The organism is Arthrobacter sp. ISL-5, from assembly GCF_018613835.1.
GTDB lineage: Bacteria > Actinomycetota > Actinomycetes > Actinomycetales > Micrococcaceae > Arthrobacter.
Genome location: NZ_JAGGPM010000021.1, coordinates 1 through 21,888, shown reverse-complemented (window position 1 = coordinate 21,888; position 21,888 = coordinate 1). Strand labels below are relative to the sequence as shown.

Below are 21,888 nucleotides of genomic sequence, written 5' to 3'. Positions count from 1 at the left end.
GCACAACGGCTACTTACTTGGGGTGCTAGTCAGCCGGGGCGTCGGCAATGGCCCGGGCCCGGACCTTCTGGACGTGGTCGGCCATGGCGGCTTCGGCTTTTTTGGGGTCGCCGGTGGAGAGTGCGTCCAGGACGGACTGGTGCTCCGCAATGGCATACTCGGCGTCTGTAATGCCCACGCCTCCGAAAAGGCGGAAGCGCTGGACCTGGCCGCCCAGTGCTGCGTAAGCGGAGACCATGAACTGGTTCCCGGTCTGCTGGGCGATCAGCTGGTGGAAGCGTTCGTCGGCTTCGAGATAGTCCTTGTACTCAGCGAAGGACGGGCCCCGCGGCGCCGATTTCAGGTCCTCGACGGCCTGTTCCAGCTCGGCCAACCGCTGCGGCGTCAGGCGCGCGCACGCCAGTCGCGCGTTCACGGGCTCGATCGCGAGGCGGGCCTCCATGAGCTCCGCGAAGTCCTCCCGGGTGAAGACCGGGGCCACTCTATAGCCCTTCAGCGCCACGCGGCGGACCATGCCGGTGTGCTCCAGCCGCGCCAGGGCCTCGCGGACCGGGGTGGGCGAAACGTCGAGTTCGCGGGCGGTTCCGTCGATGCTGACGGCGGCGCCGGGCTCCAGCCGTCCGTCCATGAGCGAGGCCAGAAGCTCCTCGTAGACGTGGTCCGCCAGGACCTGGCGGCTGACGGTGCGGCCACCCCGGCGGTCAGCCTGTACGGCGGGCTGGCTGCCGGAGCGGGGGCCGTTGGACGCTTTCTGCATGGTCAAATCCTATAGGGGCGCACTCGGGATGGCCGCACAGCCCCATCAGGGACGCTACGGCGTGCACTTGACCTTTCCTCCGGTGGCGATGGTGAAGGTCCATTCTGCAGTCGATTTCTCCAGGTCCGCGAACGTGGCAGTCACGCGGACAGTCAGGGGGCTCGCTCCGGCGTTCGCTACGACGATGGGAGACAGCTCCGTCAGGGTGATCGGCCCGGTTCCGGTGCCGGCGGAGTACTCGGTGGGACTGTAGGTGCCGTCGGCCCGGCGGGCAGCCATAGTGAGCGTAGTAGGGGTCTGAGCCGCGGATAAAGTCAGGGTTGCGGTCTTTTCGTTCACACTGTTCGTGCAGGACAACGTGATGGGGGGACCCCAGTTGGTGCCGGCCGAGACCGTCATGGTCGCGGTGGCTGACTGCTGCCACAGCGCGACGGCGGCAGCGCCGCCGATGCCGAGGAGCACCGTCAGCACAAAGGCGAAGAGCGCCAGCATGGCGCCGGGGATCTTGGCCTGGGGCTTCATGCTGCCGCTCCTGAATTCCGGCGCCGGCTGCGGATGTGCCGGACGATGAGCAGAAGGCCGTAGCCGATGAGGCCGGCAGCCCCGGCCGCCACCCAGAGGCCTCGATCCGCATTGCCGAGTGCATTGGCAGCGTACCCGACGAACGGGACGGCGTAGAACAGTTTCCCATTGACCTGGAGTTCACGGACGGGCTTGGGGTCGTTGATGTCGTTGTTGTCGCCCTTGGTGATCAGGGTTTTTTCCCCGGCCTGCGTGGCGCCGAACCCGACAATCCGGTGCGCCTCCACCTCCGGACGGCCAGACTCCAACTGGAACGTGACGACGTCGCCGTATTTGAGTTCGCTGAACGCGGCGGGCCTGACCACCAGGAATGTGCCCGGCGAGTACTTCGGAGCCATGGAGTTGGTCAGGACCGAGTAGGTCTGGGAACCGGTGGCCTTGGGTACGAGTACGAGTACCAGGGCGGCGAAAACTGCGACCATCAGCAGCACTAGGTTGGCGAAGCGGCCTGCGGAGGCGATCCAGCGGCGGGCCGGCTTCGTTGCCTGGTCAGTACTCTCCACCTGTTCACGGGCAATCTTCGCGCCGCTTCTTTGGGAGGATTTACCGCCGGTTGCCGGGAAGGTATCAAGCGCAGCCACTGGGCACCCCGCAGAGCTGGGAAGCGGTGAGGGGGATCGAGATGCTCACGGCTTGTCCTTTCAGGGTGGATGGAGCGGTGGAGGAGAGCTTGACTTCAAAGCAGACGACGGTGGTTCCGGCCTTGGGGACTGCCGCAGTGGTCAGTCCTGCCGAGGTGAGCTGGGCGTAGCCCGTGGTGGTACTGCACTCGGCAGGCGTTGCCACGTTCTTGGCGCTCACGGTCAAGTACTGTGCCAGCGACCCCCCGCCCACGTTGGTGACTGTCGGGGCACCTGCGGTGATGCTGATGCTGAACTGTCCCCCGGCGTCGGAATTGTTGGTTGCCGAAACGCTGGAATGGACCGCGGAGCCCGGCCCAAGAGCGGCCAGTGGCGTGCCTGATGTGGTCAGTGCCAGGCTGGCGGCCTGTCCGCCGGCCAGCGTCATGTTGGTGGTTTGGCCGGAGGGCATTCCTGTGAGGCTGACGTTGAACGATGCAGCGGATACGGATCCGGGAGTAGCTGATGCGTTGGCCGCCCAGAGCGCGTACGTGCCCTGAACGGTCAGGAGGCCCAGGAGCACTGCCGCGGCGATGAGTGCCGCCGCCCGCAGGCTGCGCGGGATGCCCATGGTTCCTCCTCCTGACCCCTCATTCGGTTATTGCGACGATGCAGCCGGCCACCCCCAGATGGCCGGCGGTCTATTAGGCCAGGCCGTCCTGCATGATCTGCTCCAGGGTGAAGGCGACGTTGCCGAAGTTGTACGTCGCAGTAACGTCGGCGCGGCCGGTGGTGGTGGAGAGGAATTCGAAGGTGATGGTCGCGGTGACCGTCTTGGAGGTGGTCAGCGGGTTGGTAACGGTCACGCCGGCGACCTTCAGTACGGGGTCGGTCACGACGACGTTGGCGGCAGTGAATCCGTTGGCCGCGCCGGTGCCGGCGGCAGTGATGTTGGCCGCCATCTTGTTGCCCGTCAGCGTCACGTCGAGGACCTGGGTGTAGGTGAGCTTGTCGCCGGGAACAACCTTGTAGGTGGAGATAGTCACGGGGTTGCCGGCGCGGTCCGTCCACACGCCGGCTCCGCTCTTCACGACGTTCAGGTCGCCGGCGACGACCGTCCCGGGCGCGGCGTTGTCTGCTGCGTTCCAGGAGGCCAGCGTGCCGCCGCCGCCCAGGAGCAGTGCGGCGCCCACGGCGATGGCGGCGGTTCCCTTGATCAGTGCGCTGTTCTTCATGGTGAGACCCTTCAAAATTTGTGGTGGCAGTTGTCTTGCTACCCAGAACAATGCCGTGGCCGGCTCAGGACTCCATGCCACAAAGAATCAAGATTCACTCAAGAAAAACTGCAGCCAAACAAAGGGGAACCGCCCGGTGTCCGGACGGTTCCCTTGAATGCGTGGCTTTGGTGCTGGCTAGGCCGTCTGGTACACCGGGTAGTCGGTGTATCCCTTCGCGCCTTCGCCGTAGAACGTGGCCTGGTCGGGCTCGTTCAGCGGCAGGCCTTCGCGCCAGCGGCGGGCGAGATCGGGATTGGCGATGGCCGGCCGGCCCACCACGACGGCGTCCGCGTGGCCGTCTGCCACGAGCGCGGCCGCTTCCTCGCGGGTGGTGATGAGGCCAAAACCGGTGTTGACGAGGAACGTGCCGTTGAAGCGGGCACGCAGGTCCTGGACGAGTTCCCCCGAGGGGTCATCGTGCAGAATGCTGAGGTAGGCAAGGTTCAACGGAGCGATCGAGTTCACCAGCACTTCGTAGGTGGCCCGGACATCGACGGCGTCGTTCTCTTCGATGCCTTGAACGTTGTGCTCGGGCGAAATGCGGATGCCGACGCGGTTTGCGCCCAGGGCTTCGAAGACGGCATTGACGGTCTCGATGACAAAGCGCGCGCGGTTTTCGGGTGAGCCGCCGTAGCTGTCCGTGCGCACGTTGGTGTTGGGCGCCAGGAATTCATGCAGGAGGTAGCCGTTGGCCGAGTGCAGTTCGACGCCGTCGAACCCCGCTTCAATGGCATTGCGCGACGCCGTGACGATTTCCTGGATGACTACGGGCAGTTCCTCCGTTGAGAGCTCGTGCGGCACCGGGTATGCCTGCTTGCCGGTGTACGTGCGGGTTTCACCCTCGACGGCGACGGCGCTCGGCGCAACAACGCGGTAGCCGCCCGTGATGTCCTCATGGGAGACGCGGCCGCCGTGCATGATTTGCGCGAACATCCGTCCGCCTTCCGCGTGGACTGCGTCAGTGACGTTCTTCCAGCCGGCGATCTGCTCAGGCGTGACAATTCCGGGCTGTCCCTGGTAGGATCGGCCGGCCGGGCTGGGGTATGTGCCCTCGCTGACAATGAGACCGAGGGAAGCCCGCTGGCGGTAGTGCTCCACCACGAGCGGTCCGGGCACGCCTTCCTTGCCCGCGCGTACGCGGGTGAGGGGTGCCATGACGAGGCGGTTGGGCAGTTCGAGCTCACCGAGGGACAGTGGAGAAAACAGCATACGTGGTTCCTTTCAGAATGCATTGGGTTCACTGGGCCCAACTGCCACGCGTGTGCAAGTATTCCGGGTGTGATGCAGGTCATGGGGTCACGCCGCCCAAAGCACCCCGGGCACGGCGACGGCGGCCCCCAAAGCGGGTGCCGCCGTCGTCGTCAGTTCTTGGCTGAATGCGGTTGGACTGCCTGGTTACGGATGGAACGCCTTACGGATGGTCGATGATCTTGACGGCAGTGTCCTTGCCTGCGGTTTGGGGCGCCTACCCGTTGCCTTGGGCAGCTCCCGGGCATCCCTGGCCTCGGGGATTGGTGATGCAGTCGTCTGCATAGTTCCGCGTGACGGAACGCCACACGCTCACGGTCTGCGGCGGAGAACTGAATTGGCCCTGGTTGGGGATGGGAAGGGCCGGCCCGCCGTTCACGGAATAAGTGCCCTGGAAGTACGTGGTGAGCACAACGTTGAAGTCACCCGTCGCAGCGTAAGCGTGGCTCGTGCGCGTCTTCTCACCCCAGCGATCCTGCGGCAGAGGTCCGCCCATAGTGGTTGTCGGGCCGAGCGAAGTGCCGTCCCCGTAATCCCAGCGGTACTGGACGGGCTTGGCCACAATATGAATCTTCTGCGCCAAAATCGTAATGTCGAATGGCTGCTCGTTAGCGATGGCATAAAAATTCGTCTCTGCACCCCGAAGCGTGTGCGGGCTCGGCTGTGCCGTGACCTTCCCCGGCACGACAGGCAGCTTTTGGAATTCGCTTTGAATTCGTGCCGCGATTCGGGGAAGTAAATCATCCGGATTCTGGTCGTAGAGGCAAGTGGGTCCGCCACCGTTGGCGGTCCAGTCCGACCACGTCGGATTAGGGAGCGACCGCGGCGCGACCTTCCAGATGACGGGCACCCCGGGTTTCCCGTCAGCTCTGGGCGGGCACGGAAGTTGTCCAGGCAGACAACTGATATCCAAGTTGTTTTCGTCGACCTGGCACTGCGGTTCGGCTCTGTATTGGTTTGGATCCTGGCTTACGAAGCCGGGCGGCGCGGGTACTATCTCACCGGTGGTCTCGTCGAGGATCCAATTGCCTACGACGATTCCCGCCTCATCGTAGTCAACCGTGCCACCGTAATCGTCGTCAGCCGCTGTGGCGTCCTGTGGCGCTATTCCAAGAGTCAGCGCTACGGCTAGAATCGTTGCCCCTACCGCATTCGAAATCATGATTTTCGTTACTGGATCAGATGCATGTCGGAGACCGCCCACTTACCGCCCGAATACGCGGCTATGACTACTGAAGCAGTGTTAGACCCATCTGCAGGAGCTCGTCCAACGCTCTTATCGGCCTTGTAATACTGAGTGTCCTCCTGGATGACCTGAACGATGACCTGTTGCGTTGGTGCTCGGGGCTTGAATTTCGATTCCACAGACGGAGTGGAAAGTCGTCCTCCAACTTGCCACCGTCCCTCCTTGTATCCGACAGCCACACTATTCTTCAGAACGTTGCAGAAGCTGCAAGAAGGAGCGGATAACTTTGACCATGCAGTCAGGTTGCCCGTTTCAAAACCGTAATTTAGCAGTGAGAACCAGTACTTCGTAAACGCCTCCAACCCCTCTTTCGAATTCTTATCCGCCAACGCCGGCTTTACGGGAACCGGCACGTTCTGGGCCTTTCCTTTGGCGTCCGCAGGCTTATAAACCGGCTTAGGAGTGGGAGTCGCGGTGGCGCTCGGAGTGGCGGTGGTGGAAGCGGAGGACGTAGTTCCGTCACTCGAGCCATTCTTGGGGCCTTCGCCATTGCTGCAGCCGCTGAGCACCAGGACGGAAGCGGCAAGGACGGAAATCGCGGAGAGGCGCAGGCGCCCCGAACTGAAGCTACGAGAAGTCATGCGCTAATCCCCCCGGATAGTTTTCAAGACATCTGTGTCCGAACAATGGTTAAAGGGTAGCCGAGGCTACACTTTCGGGCTCAAAGTTATCCACAGCCAGCGAACCCTCTCGTTCTACCACCTGCCGGCTGGCGCGGAAAGTCAAAGCCGCCGGAGCGCGCGAGAAGACCGCACAAATCCCCGTGACAACACCGCACACAAAACGGGCCCGGTGCTTTTGCCACCGGGCCCGTCAATGTTGCCAAGGCCAATCCAAACAGGCCCAATATTCCTTACCGCTGTGCCGGCAAAACGAGCTCCCCCGATCTATCGGTCGACAGGGCTAGCGAAGACACATACTGGGGTTCGCCGTCGGGTCCGTCCTGGGCGGAACGGATCATGTCCGGACGCTCAAATTCGATTCCCGTCACGTGGCACAGGAGTTTAGCGTCGCTGGGGTTGCCGTCGGCGTCGAACATCGGCAGGTCAATCCCGTCGTCGGGGCGCCGAAGGTAATAGCGTCCCTTGGTCAAGACAGCCAGCACGGGCGGCAACACCAAGGCAAGCACCACAGCGAAGATTGGCGAGTACGGCTGGATGCCCTGCCCAAACGCCCCAAAGAACACGGCAATGGAAATCCCTGCAGAGACCAGCATGGAAACGAAGCCCACCGGGTTCACGGCATACAGCATGCCGCGCCGGAACTCGGGCGTCTTCGGCGAGATCTTGAGCAGGTACTTGTTGATGGCGATGTCCGACGCAACAGTCACCACCCACGCCATGGCGCAGTTGGCGTAGAAGCCCAGAATGGTGTTGAGGAAGCTGAACATGTTCGCTTCCATCAGAACCAGCGCAATCAGCAGGTTCACCACCACGAACACCATGCGGCCGGGGTAGGTCTTGGTGACCCGGGTGAAGCTGTTCGTCCATGCCAGTGAGCCAGAGTAGGCGTTGGTCACGTTGATCTTGATCTGGGAAATGACCACCAGCACCACCGCCAACGTCATGGCCAGCCAGCCCGGCATCATTTCCTGATAAACGCCGAGGAACTGGTGCACCGGCTCGTTGGCCGTCGCGGAGGCGGCCGGATCGAGCTTGGCGATCAGATAGACGGCTATGAACATGCCGACAATCTGCTTGACGGCTCCGAACATGACCCATCCCGGCCCGGCGAGGATCACGGCCCTCCACCACGCGCCCTTGTTCTCCGCGGTCTTGGGCGGCATGAAGCGAAGGTAGTCAATCTGCTCGGCAATCTGCGCCATCAAGGACAGGCAGACGCCGGCCGCCAGCATCACGGACGCCAGATTGGTGCCCTCCGCCCCGGAATCTCCGGTGAACGTGAAGAAATCATCGATGCTGCCGGGATGGGACACCACCAGATATCCCACGGGCACCACCATGAGAAGCAGCCAGAGCGGAGTGGTCCACACCTGGAGCTTGGCGAGGGTATTCATACCGTAGATCACCAGCGGGATGATGATGACGGTGGAGGCGGCGTATCCCAGCCACTGCGGAACGCCGAGTCCCAGCTCCAGCCCTTGGGCCATGATGGAACCTTCCAGGGCAAAGAAGATAAAGGTGAACGTCGCGAAAATGACGTTCGTGACCACGGAGCCGTAGTAGCCGAAGCCCGAGCCGCGCGTTATGAGGTCAAGGTCGATGTTGTACCGGGCCGCGTAGTAGGCCAGTGGAAACCCCGTGGCGAAAATGATTACCGCGGCCACGAGGATCCCGAAGATCGCATTCACCGTGCCATAGGCGATCCCGATATTCGCGCCGATCGAGAAATCGGCCAGGTACGCTATGCCCCCAAGTGCGCTGGTTGCCACCACCCCGGCGCTCCACTTGCGATAGGACCGCGGTGCGAACCTCAGCGTGTAGTCCTCCAGGCTTTCCTTGGTGGCGCTCAAAGCGTCGGCGTTACCCGCCGTCGTGCTCCCGTGCGGACGGCGCCCGACGGCGGTGCCGCCGCCCGCCGTCGGCTCCCGCAGTTCGGTGGCCCTCAGATCATTGGTCATCAGTCGTCGCTTTCGTCGCCAGTTGGTCTCTGCTGACGCTAGTCACGACGTGAGACAGCCCCGTCACGAGGCCATTACAAAGGTGTTAACGATCCCCAAGGCTTTTCTCCTCGCGGCCTCGATCAGCCCGGTCTCGACGAGCTCGACCAGCGGAGTCACGCAACGGCGACGCAGGGTGCTGGCGGATTCACGTCCATGGCTGGGAAAATTTCTTCATATCCCTATCGTTTTTCTACAAGACGTAGAAGAATGGAGCCATGATGTTCAACCACGCAGACGGCGACCCCATCCTGATCCTCGACGACGAACAATGCTGGCAGCTTCTTGAGGGCACCAAGCACGGCCGTCTCGTGGTCACTGTTGCCGGTGAGCCCGACATCTTCCCAGTCAACTATGTGACCAGCCGCCGGAAGCTGTACTTCCGAACGGCGCCCGGCAACAAGCTGGCCCAGGTGACCATCAACGACCGCATCCTCTTCGAGACGGACGGCATCATGTCAGACCAGGCGTGGTCGGTGGTTCTCCGCGGTACCGCACGGGTGCTGAGCAAGTCGGCGGAAATTGCGGAGGCGGAGACACTGGGACTCGCGTCATGGGTCCCCACGCTCAAGGACTTCTACGTGGAGATCGAACCCGGCTCCGTCAGCGGCCGGCACTTCGAGTTCGGCGAACAGCCGGAACGGGAAATCTAGCAAGCTGCAGCAAGCCTAGACTTTAGACATGGCGGACCGGCTGACACCTGAGCAGCGCAGCTGGAACATGTCGCGGATCAGGGGCAAGAACACCAAACCCGAACTACTGGTGCGCAGCCTCCTGCATGCCAAAGGCTACCGCTACCGCCTGCACGGTGCTTCCCGCGGCAGCAAGTTGCCGGGGAACCCGGATCTTGTCTTCGCCGGTAGGCGCAAGGTCATCTTCGTCAACGGCTGCTTCTGGCACTTCCACGATTGCAAGGCCGGCCAGCACTCCCCCAAGGCCAACGCAGAATTCTGGGAGGCGAAGCGGACAAGGACCAGGAACCGCGACGCCGATCAGCGCCGTCAGCTCGAAAGCGCCGGATGGGAGGTGCTCACCGTGTGGGAATGCGAGCTGCGGGACGCATCAGCGCTGGAGCAGCAGCTGGAGCAATTCCTCGCTAAGAACTGAACCCGCAGCCGGCGGTGTCAGTGTTGGGCGGGAGCCAGTCTGTAACCGACGCCGCGGACGGTCTGGAGCCAGCGCGGACTCTGCGCGGAGTCACCGAGTTTCTTGCGCAGGTTGCCCATGTGCACTTCCACGGAGCGCTCGTCGGCCTCGCTGATGTAACTTCCGACGTCGTACGGTTCGTCCCGCAGGCGGCGCACCAGGTCCGCTTTGGTACGGACCATGCGGCCAGCTTCAAGCAGAGCATGCAACAGATCGAATTCGGTGCGCGTCAGGCTGAGCTCCTTGCCATCCACGGTCACCGTCCGGGAGTCGTAGCTCATGTCCAGCCCGTTGTGGCTGAAGATGCTCTCATAATTGGCCGCGCCGGAAGGTGCGCCGTTCTCTTCGGCGACATCCGACGTCGAACGCGGGCGCCGCATCATGGCGGCGACCCGGGCGCGCAGCTCCCGGGGACGGAAGGGTTTGGTGAGATAGTCGTCCGCGCCGGATTCGAGACCGATCAGGGTATCCAGTTCCTCCGCACGGGCGGTGAGCATGACGATGTAGGCATCGGAGAACTGACGGATCTGCCGCGCCACTTCGAAACCGTCAATGTCGGGCAGGCCAAGGTCCAGGGTGATAACCGCAGGGTCCAGCTCCTTGGCGGCGATAACGCCTTCCGCGCCGCTGCTCGCAGCGGTCACGTCAAAGCCTGCCTGCGTCAGTACAACACGCACTAATTCGCGAATATCGTGGTCATCTTCAATGACCAGCCCCACGCGTGCATCACTCATCGCAGCCCCCTCAGCCCGCTACATCCCGTCTGCAGTATAGCTCCCGCCCGCTATCCTGCAGATATGCGTTTCATCGGCCCCGTCCTACCGGACAAGCACCCATCGGACAAGCACCTATGAGCAGTCCAACCTGGAAGGACGCTTCCGGGAGAATTCTGCTCTTCCGGCGACCGTTCCACGAGTACTCCATGCGGAGCCGCGTAACGCTGAGCCAGATGCCGCTCTCTGTAACGGCGGGTATCACCGCATTCCTGATTTTGGCTTTCTTCCCCGAGACGCTCATGAATCCGCTGTTCATCAGCTTCCTGTTGTCGCAGGGGATAATTCTGCTGCTTTGTTACGCCGTGCCCTGGGACAAGCTGCCGTACCCGGCTTTTCTGGTAATTCCGATCCTGGACCTCGTCTCGATTGCGCTCGGCAGGGAGGGCGGCCAGGACAGCCTGACCGGAATCAGCCTCATGGCCGTCTTCCCGGTGATCTGGCTATGCGCCTCAGGGGTATTTCCGAAGACTGCCGTGGCCATTTCCTTTTTCGGTCCGCTGGCAATCATCTGGGTGCCGCTGCTGATCCGGGGGGATGTCTCCGGACAGGATCTGGCCCGGTCCTTCCTCCTCCCGGTCATGATGCTGGGGATCGGCGTTTCGGTGACGGTCATGACCCTCAGCATGGTCCGGCAGCAACGCGATCTGGAGGAAAAGGACACCCAGCTGCGCCTGGTGCTGGATGACAGCAAGGGCCAGGAGAGGCTGCTGAACACGGTGCTGGACACCGTGCACCTGGGCGTGCTCGCCGTGGATGCCGACGGCAATGACATCCTGATGAACCGCAAGCAGCGCGCCCATCACAAGCTGGCGACACCCGCGGGCAACGACGATCCCAACGAATCCGAGCTGCTGGTCTTCGCGGCCGACCGCAACACACTTGTGCCGACGGAGCAGCGTCCTGTCCGGCGTGCCATCCTGGGCGAGGAATTCACCGATTACCTCGTCTGGCTCGGCGACGGCATCAAGCAGCGGGCCATCACCACCAGCGCCCGGCCAATGAGGGACCAGGACGGGAACTTCGCCGGCTCGGTCATCGTGTTCAGCGACGTCACCGAACTGGTGAATGCCCTGGCGGCCAAGGACGACTTCGTCTCCAACGTCTCGCACGAGTTCCGCACGCCACTGACCTCGATCCTGGGCTACGTGGAACTCATGCTGGATGACGACGACGACCTGACGGAGTACCAGCGCGGGCCGCTCGAGATCATCCGCCGGAACTCGGAGCGGCTCCTCACCTTGGTTTCGGATCTCCTTTCCAGCAGGGGCGGACAGCTGATCGTCAGCCCGCGCGCGGTGAACGTGGCGGACTTGGTCCGCGCAAGCGTCACGGCCGCACTGCCGCGTGCCACCGTTTCGGGCATCCGGCTCATGGCCGACGCGCCCGAAAGGCTGGCCGCCCACGTCGACCCCGCCCGCATTTCCCAGGTGCTGGACAACCTGGTGTCTAATGCCATCAAGTACTCGCCGGACGGCGGTGAAGTGGTGGTTGCACTGAGGTCCGAGGACGGGCACGTGGTCTGCAGCGTCAGCGACACCGGCATGGGAATGAGCGAACAGGACCAGGAGGAGGTTTTCGCCAAATTCTTCCGGACCGCCGCTGTCCGCAACTCCGCGATACCCGGGGTTGGGCTGGGGCTGTCCATCAGCAAGGCCATAGTGGAAGCCCACGGCGGCAGCGTGTCGCTCCGCAGCGAAGTAGGGGAAGGCACCACTTTCACTTTTGCGGTGCCGGCATAGCGTTTCGGTCAGGCCCGGTGGTGCTCGATCAGCCATCCGGCGAGCTGGCGCGCTCGCATGGCCGCCTCAAGATCGCCTTCAGCGGCCGAGATGATGGAGCCCTTCATCAGGATGTGCCATGACCGGGAGAAATCCTCGGTACGCTCCAGCCCGGCCTCGTCCGCAAGCTGCTTCACATGGCCGCGGATCTTTGCAAGGTAATCGATGCTCGCCCGTCCCAGCGGATGGGCGGCTCCCATCTCCAGTAGCACGTTGATGAAGGAGCACGCCTCGAAGTCGGTGCGGCGGAACCAATCGGAGAAAACATCGAAGATCGCGAGCAGTTGCTGCTCCGGCGTGTCCGCCCGGCGCCTCGCTTCGCCCACAATCGAGTTGACCGTCCATACGCGGTCGCGCTGCTCGAGGAAAGCCAGCACCAGCTCATCTTTGGAGGCGAAGTGGCGATAGAACGTGGCTTTGGCGACGCCGGAACGGCTGATCAGCTCATTGATGCCGACGTCGCGGACGCCCCTGCGCGCAAAGAGACCATAGGCCGCGTTGACGATCCGCTCGCGCATCCCGGCTGCACCGGCGGCACCGGCCGCGCCCGGGGCTTCGGCACCCAAGGCGCCAGTTCCCAAGGCTGCGGCACCACCCGACGCGGCGTCACCCAATGTGTCGTCGGTCCCCGGGCGGGACTGTAGCCCGCCGGAAGGAAAAATTCCGGCGCGAGGCAATCCTGAGCTGGATAATTCGGCCATTATTAATATCCTATCGCAAAAACGAGACAGACTTGTCTGCCCCGCCCGCGATATGGTTTTCGAAGATGTTCTATCCGTTGGGGCCGGCGAAATTAGCGGGACGAGTAGTTCGAAGCTTCAAGAAATGAAAAGCGGCAAATCATCAGGAACGAGAAGCATCAAATCTCGAGGAGACCGCACCTGAATTGCCAGACGGCACGGGAGAATGACATGTCGCAGGAATTGATGCCGGTGGAACTGCGATACCTCTCCGATCTGCCGGCGCTGCCGGCCAAGGTTTGCCCGGCACAGGATCCGGACCTTGTCCCGCTCCGGCGGCAGGCCATGGGAATCACTTGGTCGATTCTTGAGGATCCCGCCCCGGACGGTGCCTGCATCCGAACCCGGCTGCGTGAGTGCCTCGCAGAAAACGCCGGGCGCCCCGAAAAAGCCCTCCTCGATCACCTGCTGGCCCTCCACGGCCCGCCCGATGATCCTGAGCCAGAACCCGCTTAGCGGGTGATGCTCGCCTGCCGCACCACTTCTCCCCAGGACTGCTCAGCCAAATCAGCTACGGCGGCCAGGATCTCCGACGGCGGCAGCGAAAGGTCCAGCGGAAACTCCACGATGTCGATGTCAGTGTTGAGGATCCGCCTCAGCTTCATCTCCCCGGCCCCGGCATAGATCAGCCAGGCTGTGGGCACTCGCAGCGCCGTGCAGTAGGCCAGCATCTGGAAATGGTCCGCCGAGAGGGATGCCCCCTGGTCCGAGCGCGCCCTGTACTGCGCGTCATACACCACCACGGGGCGGCCGCCCAGCAGGTGCACGGCATCGGGCCGCACCGTCAGCCGGTCCGAATCCCGGACGGCCTCGTTCAGCATGGCGTTGTACTGCAGCCTCATTTCACCCGGAAATGCGGCCATGGCCTGCCGCAGCGCCGCGCCCACGAAGTCCTCAAAGACCTTGCCCATGTCCACCACGAAGGAGGCTGTCTGCTGCTGCCCCTCCCCTGGCTCGGCCGAGGCGTTGCGCAGGATCACCTCAGCCAGCCGGAGCGCCGCATGGTACCGGGTGTTCATTCTGCTGGCCCGCCACGGCGGCAGCGGAGCGCCGGACTGAAGGCGGGTGGCGGCGTCGAGCTTTCCCTTGAGCTGCCGCAGGCGGCTGAGCACGTCGGGCCGCACCCCGGGGACGCGGGACATGCGGTCCAGGGCGGCGCGCAGGATCCGGTTCTCCGCGATGTCCTCGGTGAATTCGTCGTAGGAGACTTCCAGCGGCACCAGCATGCCTGGCCGACGCGAAATCTGGTCCGAGATGCGGATCCGGCCCTTCACCGTCCTGAGGGATTCGTCCACGGTGAGGTAGCCCTGCAACACGCCGCGCTGCAGGGCACGCTCGGCGAGTTGCGCGAGGGAAGCCGCCAGCGCGCTCCACAGCTCGGTGTCCTCGGCTGCGGCCACGGGATCGTCGCGGAACCCCTGGTCCCCGGCATAGCTGAGGAGGAAGAGCAGCCGGCTGAGCCCCAGCCGGCCCTTGGGCCGCACGTCGAGCTGCACCAGCGGCGTCCGCACGGATCCCACCATGCCCACCGGCTCGATCCGGTAGAGGCCCATGCCCATGGGCGAGGCCTTCGCCAGTCCGCTGGCGTTCAGGAACGCGGCGCTGGCAGCATCCAGCTTCTCCACCACGCCGCCGGACAGTTCGTCCACCACGATGTGCCGGGGCGCGGCGGCCGGGCCGCCGCGGCCTGCGGGACTAGCGAGCCGCAAGGCGCCCCAGCAGCTGGTCCAGCCCGAAGCGTTCCTCCAGCTGCGCACGGTTCAGCTGCCCGTGGTAGTGCTCCTCGAGCAGCGGCATGAGCTCGTACTTCCAGATCCGGCGCAGTCCGGCAGGTGTCTGGGCGGCCTTCTTCATGAAGTAGGAGGGGCCGATCATGAGGTCGCGGTCCCACTCGTCGATCGCGTCGTTGAGGGCGTCCAGGAGCAGCGCCGGGGTGGTGTCCAGCTGCCGTGCCTGCAGGAACCGCACCAGCGACCCCTTCACCGGCTCGGTCTGGGGGTGCAGCTCAATGAACGCGAAGCGGCGGCGGATGGCGGCATCCATCATGGCGATGGAGCGGTCCGCGGTGTTCATGGTGCCAATGATGTACAGGTTGTCCGGGAGCGTAAACGGCTCGTTGGGGCTGTACTGCAGGTAGATGCGGTCGTCGCGGTATTCCAGCAGGAAGTACAGTTCGCCGAACACCTTGGCCAGGTTGGCGCGGTTCATCTCGTCGATGATGAGGAAGTATGGCTTGGACTCGTTGCCGGGCTTCGCGGCCTCCTCGGCCAGCCGGCGCAGCGGCCCGGCGACCAGTTTGAACGACACCTGGCCCTCATCCGTTTTGTCCGGCCGGTAGCCCTCGAAAAAGTCCTCGTAGGCGTAGGACGGGTGGAACTGCACCAGCTTCACGCGCTCGTCGGTGCTGTCCTGCGCGAGCTCGGCCGCCAGGTGCTTGGCGAGGTAGGTCTTGCCGGTTCCCGGCGGGCCGTAGAGCACCAGCTGGCGGTTTTCCTCCAGCAGCCCGGCGATCTCCTGCAGCGGGTCCAGATCCATGTGGAGCGAGTCCGCGAACTCGCGCGTCAGCGGACGGAACCCTTCCTGGACGGGTGCGACGACGGCGGCCGGTTCGGTGCCGCCGTCGGGCTCCGTTTCCGCTTCAGCGGGCACCAGCGCCTGCAGCGCCTGCACCACGCGGGTGACGTCGACGACGATGCCCGGCGTGGCGAGCTGGCGCTGGACGTGGCGCGGCAGATCGGCCGTGGCGTGGGCTTCGTCGAACCAGCGGACCTTGCGGCGCATCCGGCGGTTGTCCTCGTTGTGGTCCGGTTCCCCCAGGACGACGCCGATCCGGACTGCCCCGGAGCTCTGGTAGAGCGCCAGGTCGCCCGGCTTCATGACGGTCAGGAAGGCGAAGACCGCCGTCTTGGTGTCCTCCCGCTCCACGTAGCCGAGGTGCTTGTAATCCTCGTCCACCGCGTGCTGGACCAGTCCGGCGGTGACGCCGGCGTCCAGCAGGCGGAGGTGTTCGACGCCGAGGGTGACCTTTTCCTCGTCCTGCCAGGCGGTGAGGAGCTCGGCGTTGTCGTGGTGGGTGCGCAGCAGCCAGGCCCGGCGGCCCGGATCCCCCACCTTGCGCCACTGGCTCACGAGCTGCCGGGAGTACCAGTCGATGCGCTGGCCCGCCTGCTCATCGAGGTGCAGGCGGATGCGGCGGATGTCGGCGGTGACTTCCTCGTCGCTGTCCCCCTTGGCACCGCCCACCAGGGAGGCGAAGGCGTCCCGGATCTCCTGGCGTTCGACGTCCGCCACCACGGGTTCGAAGTAGCTGGGCCAGGCCAGGTATTCGATGCTCCGCCGGATGGCCGGCTGGTCCTCCGGCGTGCCGGCGGCCAGCAGGTGAAAGGCCAGCGGATCCTTCAGCGCCTTGTTGATGGCAGGAGTTGGCTGCTGGTCGACGTGCTGCACAAACCGGCAGAGCCACTTCAGGTGGTCCCAGATGGTCCAGTTGAACTCGGCCGTCCGGTCCCGGATGACGCCGTGGTCGGTCATGCCTTTGTAGAGCTCGTCCGGAAGCTCGAGCGCGGGCTCGAGCCACGACGCGGCTTCCGCGACCCTTGCCCGCTTGACCTTGAGCGATTTCACCTCGTGCGCCAGCGGCAGCGACTGGAGGAACAGGAGTTCCACGGCCAGCTGCTTCGCCGCGCGGGAGGCATCCTCAAGGTTGTGCCGCAGGTTGGTCATCATGGGCGCCTTGGCGTCCGCGACCCCGCGCTGCAGCCGTTCCAGGACCTCCCCGGCGGCGTCCGACGTCCACGTCTGGGTGCGGCCGTCCAGCGCTGAGGGCTTGCCTTGGAGCCCGGCCCCCAGCACGAACCATGCTGCTTCTTCGATTTCTTTGGAGATTCCGAGGGCACGGGGCATGGCGGGCTTCGTGGCGGGGGTCATGCCTTCAAATTTACAGGCTTAAGCTGAACGCCGGCACCAAGCCCGCTGGAGAACCTACTTCCGGGTAGGCTGCGGCAACCGCTTCCGTCCGAAGGCGAAGTAGCTGCCGGGGCCGATGAAATTGATCAGCGTGACCATCCGCCAGACGGCCTTCGAGCCGCGGATCTGTTCGGCGGGCCGGCGTGAGATGTCCCGCTGGGCGGCGGCGAGGAACGCCAGCTGCAGCACGCCCACGATGACTGTCCCGATGCGCGCGGCCGGAGGCATGTCCTTCCAGGATTTCTTCTTCTTTTTCACAGCTACGGCTCCTTTTCCACGGTTAAGGCTCCCTGCGTTCGGTGAAGGGCTCCAGCCGCTGCTTCTGCTCCGGCGTTAGCCTCAGGACCCTTCCGGTGGCTTCATCAACGAAGGCGAGATGACTTGAGGCTTTCACACAATCCTCGCGAGTTACGGGGTCCTGCACAAGGTAGTGAATGTCGAAACTGGCGCCCTTGACCGCCCCGATCCACACCTGGACCACCGCGGGGACGTTCCGGTACTCGAGCGTCTTCACGTACCGGATGCGGTGGTCCACGATGAGCGCCATGGTGCCCTCGGGAACATCGTTGAACAGGGAGACGTGGGGATCCACGCCCGGGAGCCCGGCGCCGCGCGGAGGGCCGAAGGCGCCGATGCGGGCTTCCTCCAGCATGCGGACAATCTGCACGTTGTTAATGTGCCCGTAGGCGTCCATGTCGCCCCAGCGCATCGGCACGAGCACCTCGATGCGGCGGGGACCCTGGTGGCTTCCGGGCCCGGCCGCGCTCAGCTGTGCACCGCCGTCGAATCGTCCACGGGCGTTTCCCCGGCATCCGCGCCGGCGAACTGGGACATGTACAGCCGGTAATAGGCGCCTTCGGCCGCCAGGAGGGCCTGGTGGTTGCCCTGCTCCACGATCTTGCCGTTCTCCATCACCAGGATGGTGTCTGCATCGCGGATGGTGGAGAGCCGGTGGGCAATGACAAAGCTGGTCCGGTCGGTGCGCAGCGCTGCCATGGCCTTCTGCACCAGGAGCTCGGTGCGGGTGTCCACGGAACTCGTTGCCTCGTCCAGAATCAGCAGTGACGGGTTGGCCACAAAGGCCCGGGCGATGGTGATGAGCTGTTTCTCGCCGGCACTGACATTGTTGCCTTCCTCGTCAATGACGGTGTCGTAGCCGTCAGGAAGCGCCCGGACGAAGCGGTCCACGAACGTGGCCCTGGCCGCCGCCATGATCTGGTCCTCGGTGGCGTCGAGCTTGCCGTACCTGATGTTGTCGTAGATGGAGCCGCCGAACAGCCACGCGTCCTGCAGCACCATGCCCACCTTGGAACGGAGCTCGGCACGGCTCAGCTGCGTGACGTCCACGCCGTCCAGCGTGATGGAACCCGAGTTGAGCTCGTAGAAGCGCATGACGAGGTTCACCAGGGTGGTCTTGCCGGCGCCCGTGGGCCCGACGATGGCCACGGTGTGCCCGGGCTCGGCCGTGAAGGACAGGTTCTCGATGAGCGGTTTGTCCTCGGTGTAGCTGAAGGTGACGTTCCGGAATTCCACGTGGCCATCGGTCTTGGCCGGCAGGTGCCTGGTGGCGGTTTCGGGGTCCTGCTCATCCGCGTCCAGGAACTCGAAGACGCGCTCCGCCGAGGCCACACCGGACTGCAGCATGTTGGCCATGCCCGCCATCTGGCCCAGCGGCTGGGTGAACTCACGCGAGTATTGGATGAACGCCGTTGCGTCGCCCAGGCTCATGCTGCCGGAAGCAACGCGAAGTCCGCCCACCACGGCGATGCCGACGTAGCTCAGGTAGGAAACGAACTGCATGACGGGGAAGATGATGCCGGAGACGAACTGGGCGCCGAAGCTGGCCTTGTACAGGGCCTCGTTCCGCTCCTCGAAGCGCTCCAGCATGTCGGCGTCGCGGCCGAAGACACGCACCAGGTCATGGCCGGAGAAGGACTCCTCAATCTGGCCGTTGAGCTCGCCCGTGTTCTTCCATTGCGCCGAGAACAGCTTCTGGCTGCGCGCGCCGATCATACCGGCCGCCACGCCGGACAGCGGCAGGGCGATCAGGGCAATAAGGGCCAGCTGCCACGAGACGATGAACATCATGATGACGATGCCGATGACCGTGAGCAGCGAGCTGATCAGCTGCGCGAAAGCCTGCTGCAGCGCCTGCTGGACGTTGTCGACGTCGTTCGTCACCCTGGACAGGACGTCGCCGCGCTGGCGGGTGTCAAAGTAGTTCAGCGGAAGCCGGTTAAGCTTCTTTTCGGTGTCGTCGCGGAGCTGGCGGATGACCTTCATGACTATCCGGTTCAGCACGTAGCCCTGCAGCCACAGGAAGATGTTGGCCACGAAGTACATGAGCAGCACGGCGGAAATGAGGACGGTCAGCTTCTGGAAGTCGATTCCGGTGCCGGGAACGAGCTCCATCCGGGAGATCATGTCAGCGAAGTTGTCCTGGCCCCGCGCCCGCAGTCCCTCGACGAACTGGTCCTTGCTGACTCCGGCGGGGAGCTGCTTGCCTACCACGCCGCCAAAGATGACGTCCATGGCTTGCCCGAGCACCTTAGGGGCGATGACGTTGAGGACCACGGAAACAATGACCATGGCCACCACGATGTAGATGCCCACGGCTTCCGGTTTCAGCAGCCCCATGAGCCGCTTGGCGGAGGGCCAGAAATGCTGGGCCTTCTTCGCGGGCACCGCACCGAACATGCCGCCATCGGCCTCGCCCGGCTTGTATTCCTCCTCGATGAAGTCGTCGTCGTCCAGCTCCGCGGCTTCCGCGGCCGGCTGGTCCGGGCGGGCTGCATTGTCCAGGCGTGTGCCCTTCTTGTCGGCGGTCATGCCACTTCCTCCACGCTCAGCTGGGACTCAACAATTTCCTGGTAGGTGGGCGACGTTTCCAGCAGTTCATCGTGCGTGCCCCGGTCCACGATCCGGCCGTTGTCCAGGACCAGGATCTGGTCGGCGTCGGTGATGGTGGAGATCCGCTGCGCCACGATGATCACCGTGGCATCGGCGGTGGTGGGCTTGAGGGCTGCGCGCAGGCGGGCGTCGGTGGCGACGTCCAGGGCCGAAAAGGAGTCGTCGAAGAGGTAGACCTTGGGCTTGGTCACCAAGGCCCGGGCAATGCACAGTCGCTGGCGCTGCCCGCCGGAGACGTTGGTGCCGCCCTGGGCGATCCGGGACCCGAGGCCGTTCTTCTTGTCCCGGACGAATCCGTCGCCTTGGGCCACCTGGAGGGCATCCCAGAGTTCCTCATCGGTTGCCTCGGTTTTGCCGAAGCGCAGGTTGTGCTCGATGGTTCCGGAGAACAGGTAGGGGCGCTGCGGTACGAGGGCCACGCGCCTGGTGATCTCGGCCCGGTCCTGCTTGCTGACGGAGACGCCGTCGAGCAGCACCTCGCCCTCGGCGACGTCGTACAGACGGGGCAGCAGCGACAGCAGCGAGGATTTTCCCGCGCCGGTGGAGCCGATGATCGCCACCGTCTCCCCCGGACGGGCGGTGAAGCTGATGTTGCTCAGGACGGGGGCTTCCGCGCCGGGATAGGCGAACGTGACGTTCCGGTACTCGACGACGCCTTCCAGTGCCGCAGGCGTTTCGGGGTGCGCGGGGTCATGGATGGAGGGCTCGACGTCGAGCACCTCGCCGATGCGGTCCGCACACACTGACGCGCGGGGAATCATCATGGCCATGAACGTGCCCATCATGACGGCCACGAGGATCTGGAGCAGGTACTGCAGGAACGCGGTCAGGGCGCCGACCTGCATGTCGCCGGAATCCACCCGCTGGCCGCCGAACCAGAGCACGGCTGCGGTGGAGAGGTGGAGGATCATGCCGATGGCCGGGAACATGAGGACGAACAGTGCGCCGATCTTCAGGGAAACGTCCGTCAGTTCCTTGTTGGCCTCGCCGAATCGCTCGGTTTCGTAGGGCTCGCGGACGAAGGCCCGCACTACGCGGATGCCGATGATCTGTTCGCGCAGGACCTCGTTGATGCGGTCGATCTTCTTCTGCATGGACCGGAACAGCGGCATCAGGCGGACAACAAGGTAGCCGACCACAACGATGACCACCGGCACCGAGACCCAGACCAGCCAGGACAGGTTGATGTCCTCGCGGAGGGCCATGATGATGCCGCCGATGCACATGATCGGGGTGGCGACCATGAAGTTCAGGCCCATGAGCACCAGCATCTGCACCTGCTGGACATCGTTGGTGCCGCGGGTGATCAGCGTGGGTGCGCCAAACGTGTTGACGTCCTTGGCGGAGAAGCTGGTCACCTTGCGGAAAACGCCGCGGCGCAGGTCGCGCCCCACGGCCATGGCCGTCTTGGAGCCGAAGTACACGCCTGCGATGGCGGTGCCCACCTGGATGAACGCCACGACTAGCATGACGCCGCCCGTCCGCCAGATGAAGTCGGTGTCGCCGCGGGAAACGCCTTCGTCAATGATTTGTGCATTAAGGCTTGGCAGGTAGAGGGCCGCAATAGTGGACGCCAATTGAAATGCAATGACGGCCAATATGTACGGCATATACGGTTTGGAATAGCGCCGTATGAGGGTGACGAGCATGCTCACGGATCCTTTGGGAGAGAGCGCGAATTAGTAAGAGAAGTATTAGCAGCCAGGTCTGACATCCTAAGCGCTCCCACTCTACGAAATCCGTTGCCCGTGCGAAACATCGGCAGGCGAAGATCATCCCCACGGAGTACGCCCCATACTCCTGGGGAAGCGCGAACGGACACTTAAGCCACCCATAGCAAAGCGCGAACGGACACTTAAGCCACCCATAGCAAAGCGCGAACGGACACTTAAGCCACCCATAGCAAAGCGCGAACGGACACTTAAGCCACCCATAGCAAAGCGCGAACGGACACTTAAGCCACCCATAGCAAAGCGCGAACGGACACTTAAGCCCCAAGGAAATAGGGCCTCAAGTGTTCGTTCGCGCCCCGCGTCGCTGCCCTACGTGTCAGGCTGGAACGGTACCAACGGCTCATAGCAAGTCCGTTTAATCGCGTGGGGCGAGAGCCAGGAATTCAGTAATCATGTCCAGTCCAGTTTTGAGTGCAGTACGCGAAGATAGTGCTGTGAGTAGTGGTAGTAGTAGTTCCGGACCGCGGGCCGGTGGTCCGCGGCCTCGACGGTCGTTCACCCCGGTCCAGAAGCTCGAGTTTTTGACCGCGTACGAGAACGCGTGCGAGA

General features: G+C 63.9%; 21 protein-coding genes. 4 read left to right on the top strand and 17 right to left on the bottom strand.

The genetic code is table 11. From position 1 onward, the window contains the following. Positions 1–25: 25 nt before the first annotated feature. From J7I89_RS11560 to J7I89_RS11520, 9 genes are all read right to left on the bottom strand, one after another. Complete coding sequence (locus J7I89_RS11560; protein ID WP_214970206.1) at positions 26–757, bottom strand: GntR family transcriptional regulator; 732 nt, start codon at positions 755–757, stop codon at positions 26–28. A gap of 54 nt (positions 758–811) precedes the next feature. Continuing rightward, positions 812–1,279 (bottom strand): hypothetical protein, encoded by a 468-nt coding sequence (locus J7I89_RS11555; protein WP_214970204.1) that lies wholly within the window; start codon positions 1,277–1,279, stop codon positions 812–814. Then, on the bottom strand, positions 1,276–1,920 hold the full coding sequence (locus tag J7I89_RS11550) for a signal peptidase I (RefSeq protein ID WP_374102016.1): 645 nt from the start codon (positions 1,918–1,920) through the stop codon (positions 1,276–1,278). Before J7I89_RS11550 ends, J7I89_RS11555 begins: the two co-directional genes overlap by 4 nt. Continuing rightward, entirely contained in the window at positions 1,907–2,530 is a 624-nt protein-coding gene (locus tag J7I89_RS11545) for a hypothetical protein (RefSeq protein WP_214970201.1), read from the bottom strand. The genes J7I89_RS11550 and J7I89_RS11545 overlap by 14 nt, the downstream gene beginning before the upstream one ends. Before the next feature lie 73 nt (positions 2,531–2,603). Further along, a complete protein-coding gene (locus tag J7I89_RS11540) occupies positions 2,604–3,134 on the bottom strand; it encodes an alternate-type signal peptide domain-containing protein (RefSeq protein WP_214970198.1) in 531 nt (176 codons plus the stop codon). Positions 3,135–3,311: 177 nt separating this feature from the next. Further along, a complete protein-coding gene (locus tag J7I89_RS11535) occupies positions 3,312–4,385 on the bottom strand; it encodes an alkene reductase (RefSeq protein ID WP_214970195.1) in 1,074 nt (357 codons plus the stop codon). Positions 4,386–4,641: 256 nt separating this feature from the next. Further along, entirely contained in the window at positions 4,642–5,586 is a 945-nt protein-coding gene (locus tag J7I89_RS25165) for a hypothetical protein (protein ID WP_251045206.1), read from the bottom strand. An 8-nt stretch (positions 5,587–5,594) separates the two neighbouring features. After that, positions 5,595–6,251, bottom strand: a complete 657-nt coding sequence (locus J7I89_RS11525) for a DUF6318 family protein (RefSeq protein WP_214970192.1) — start codon at positions 6,249–6,251, stop codon at positions 5,595–5,597. Positions 6,252–6,523: 272 nt separating this feature from the next. Then, positions 6,524–8,251: a cytosine permease gene (locus tag J7I89_RS11520; RefSeq protein ID WP_214970189.1), complete on the bottom strand. Its 1,728-nt coding sequence runs from the start codon at positions 8,249–8,251 to the stop codon at positions 6,524–6,526. Positions 8,252–8,508: 257 nt separating this feature from the next. Between J7I89_RS11520 and J7I89_RS11515 the strand changes: the two genes are divergently transcribed. Next, positions 8,509–8,943 (top strand): pyridoxamine 5'-phosphate oxidase family protein, encoded by a 435-nt coding sequence (locus tag J7I89_RS11515; RefSeq protein ID WP_214970186.1) that lies wholly within the window; start codon positions 8,509–8,511, stop codon positions 8,941–8,943. Positions 8,944–8,971: 28 nt separating this feature from the next. Continuing rightward, complete coding sequence (locus tag J7I89_RS11510) at positions 8,972–9,397, top strand: very short patch repair endonuclease (RefSeq protein WP_214970183.1); 426 nt, start codon at positions 8,972–8,974, stop codon at positions 9,395–9,397. A 17-nt stretch (positions 9,398–9,414) separates the two neighbouring features. Here J7I89_RS11510 and J7I89_RS11505 read toward each other — a convergent pair whose 3' ends face one another. Then, positions 9,415–10,170 carry a response regulator transcription factor gene (locus tag J7I89_RS11505; protein ID WP_214970181.1) on the bottom strand — a complete coding sequence of 252 codons (756 nt, stop codon included), beginning with the start codon at positions 10,168–10,170 and terminating at the stop codon, positions 9,415–9,417. A gap of 116 nt (positions 10,171–10,286) precedes the next feature. On the opposite strand from J7I89_RS11505, the gene J7I89_RS11500 reads away from it, so the two are divergent. Continuing rightward, a complete protein-coding gene (locus J7I89_RS11500; RefSeq protein ID WP_214970179.1) occupies positions 10,287–11,951 on the top strand; it encodes a cell wall metabolism sensor histidine kinase WalK in 1,665 nt (554 codons plus the stop codon). Positions 11,952–11,959: 8 nt separating this feature from the next. Here J7I89_RS11500 and J7I89_RS11495 read toward each other — a convergent pair whose 3' ends face one another. Next, entirely contained in the window at positions 11,960–12,508 is a 549-nt protein-coding gene (locus tag J7I89_RS11495; protein ID WP_214970218.1) for a TetR/AcrR family transcriptional regulator, read from the bottom strand. Positions 12,509–12,901: 393 nt separating this feature from the next. Between J7I89_RS11495 and J7I89_RS11490 the strand changes: the two genes are divergently transcribed. Next, positions 12,902–13,186 carry a hypothetical protein gene (locus J7I89_RS11490; RefSeq protein ID WP_214970177.1) on the top strand — a complete coding sequence of 95 codons (285 nt, stop codon included), beginning with the start codon at positions 12,902–12,904 and terminating at the stop codon, positions 13,184–13,186. On the opposite strand, the gene J7I89_RS11485 is transcribed toward J7I89_RS11490, so the two are convergent. From J7I89_RS11485 to J7I89_RS11460, 6 genes are read right to left on the bottom strand one after another with little or no spacing between them, the layout of a single operon-like run. After that, positions 13,183–14,439, bottom strand: coding sequence for an McrC family protein (locus J7I89_RS11485; RefSeq protein ID WP_251045205.1), 1,257 nt, complete (start codon positions 14,437–14,439; stop codon positions 13,183–13,185). The two genes, J7I89_RS11490 and J7I89_RS11485, sit on opposite strands and share 4 nt — an antisense overlap. Further along, positions 14,426–16,657, bottom strand: coding sequence for an McrB family protein (locus tag J7I89_RS11480; RefSeq protein WP_214970175.1), 2,232 nt, complete (start codon positions 16,655–16,657; stop codon positions 14,426–14,428). Before J7I89_RS11480 ends, J7I89_RS11485 begins: the two co-directional genes overlap by 14 nt. 54 nt (positions 16,658–16,711) lie before the next feature. Then, complete coding sequence (locus tag J7I89_RS11475) at positions 16,712–16,924, bottom strand: PLDc N-terminal domain-containing protein (RefSeq protein WP_214970213.1); 213 nt, start codon at positions 16,922–16,924, stop codon at positions 16,712–16,714. 52 nt (positions 16,925–16,976) lie between these two features. Next, positions 16,977–17,405: a thioesterase family protein gene (locus tag J7I89_RS11470; protein WP_214970212.1), complete on the bottom strand. Its 429-nt coding sequence runs from the start codon at positions 17,403–17,405 to the stop codon at positions 16,977–16,979. A 56-nt stretch (positions 17,406–17,461) separates the two neighbouring features. Beyond that, positions 17,462–19,525, bottom strand: coding sequence for an ABC transporter ATP-binding protein (locus tag J7I89_RS11465; protein WP_285290204.1), 2,064 nt, complete (start codon positions 19,523–19,525; stop codon positions 17,462–17,464). Further along, positions 19,522–21,255 carry an ABC transporter ATP-binding protein gene (locus J7I89_RS11460; RefSeq protein WP_214970208.1) on the bottom strand — a complete coding sequence of 578 codons (1,734 nt, stop codon included), beginning with the start codon at positions 21,253–21,255 and terminating at the stop codon, positions 19,522–19,524. The genes J7I89_RS11465 and J7I89_RS11460 overlap by 4 nt, the downstream gene beginning before the upstream one ends. Positions 21,256–21,888: the final 633 nt, after the last annotated feature.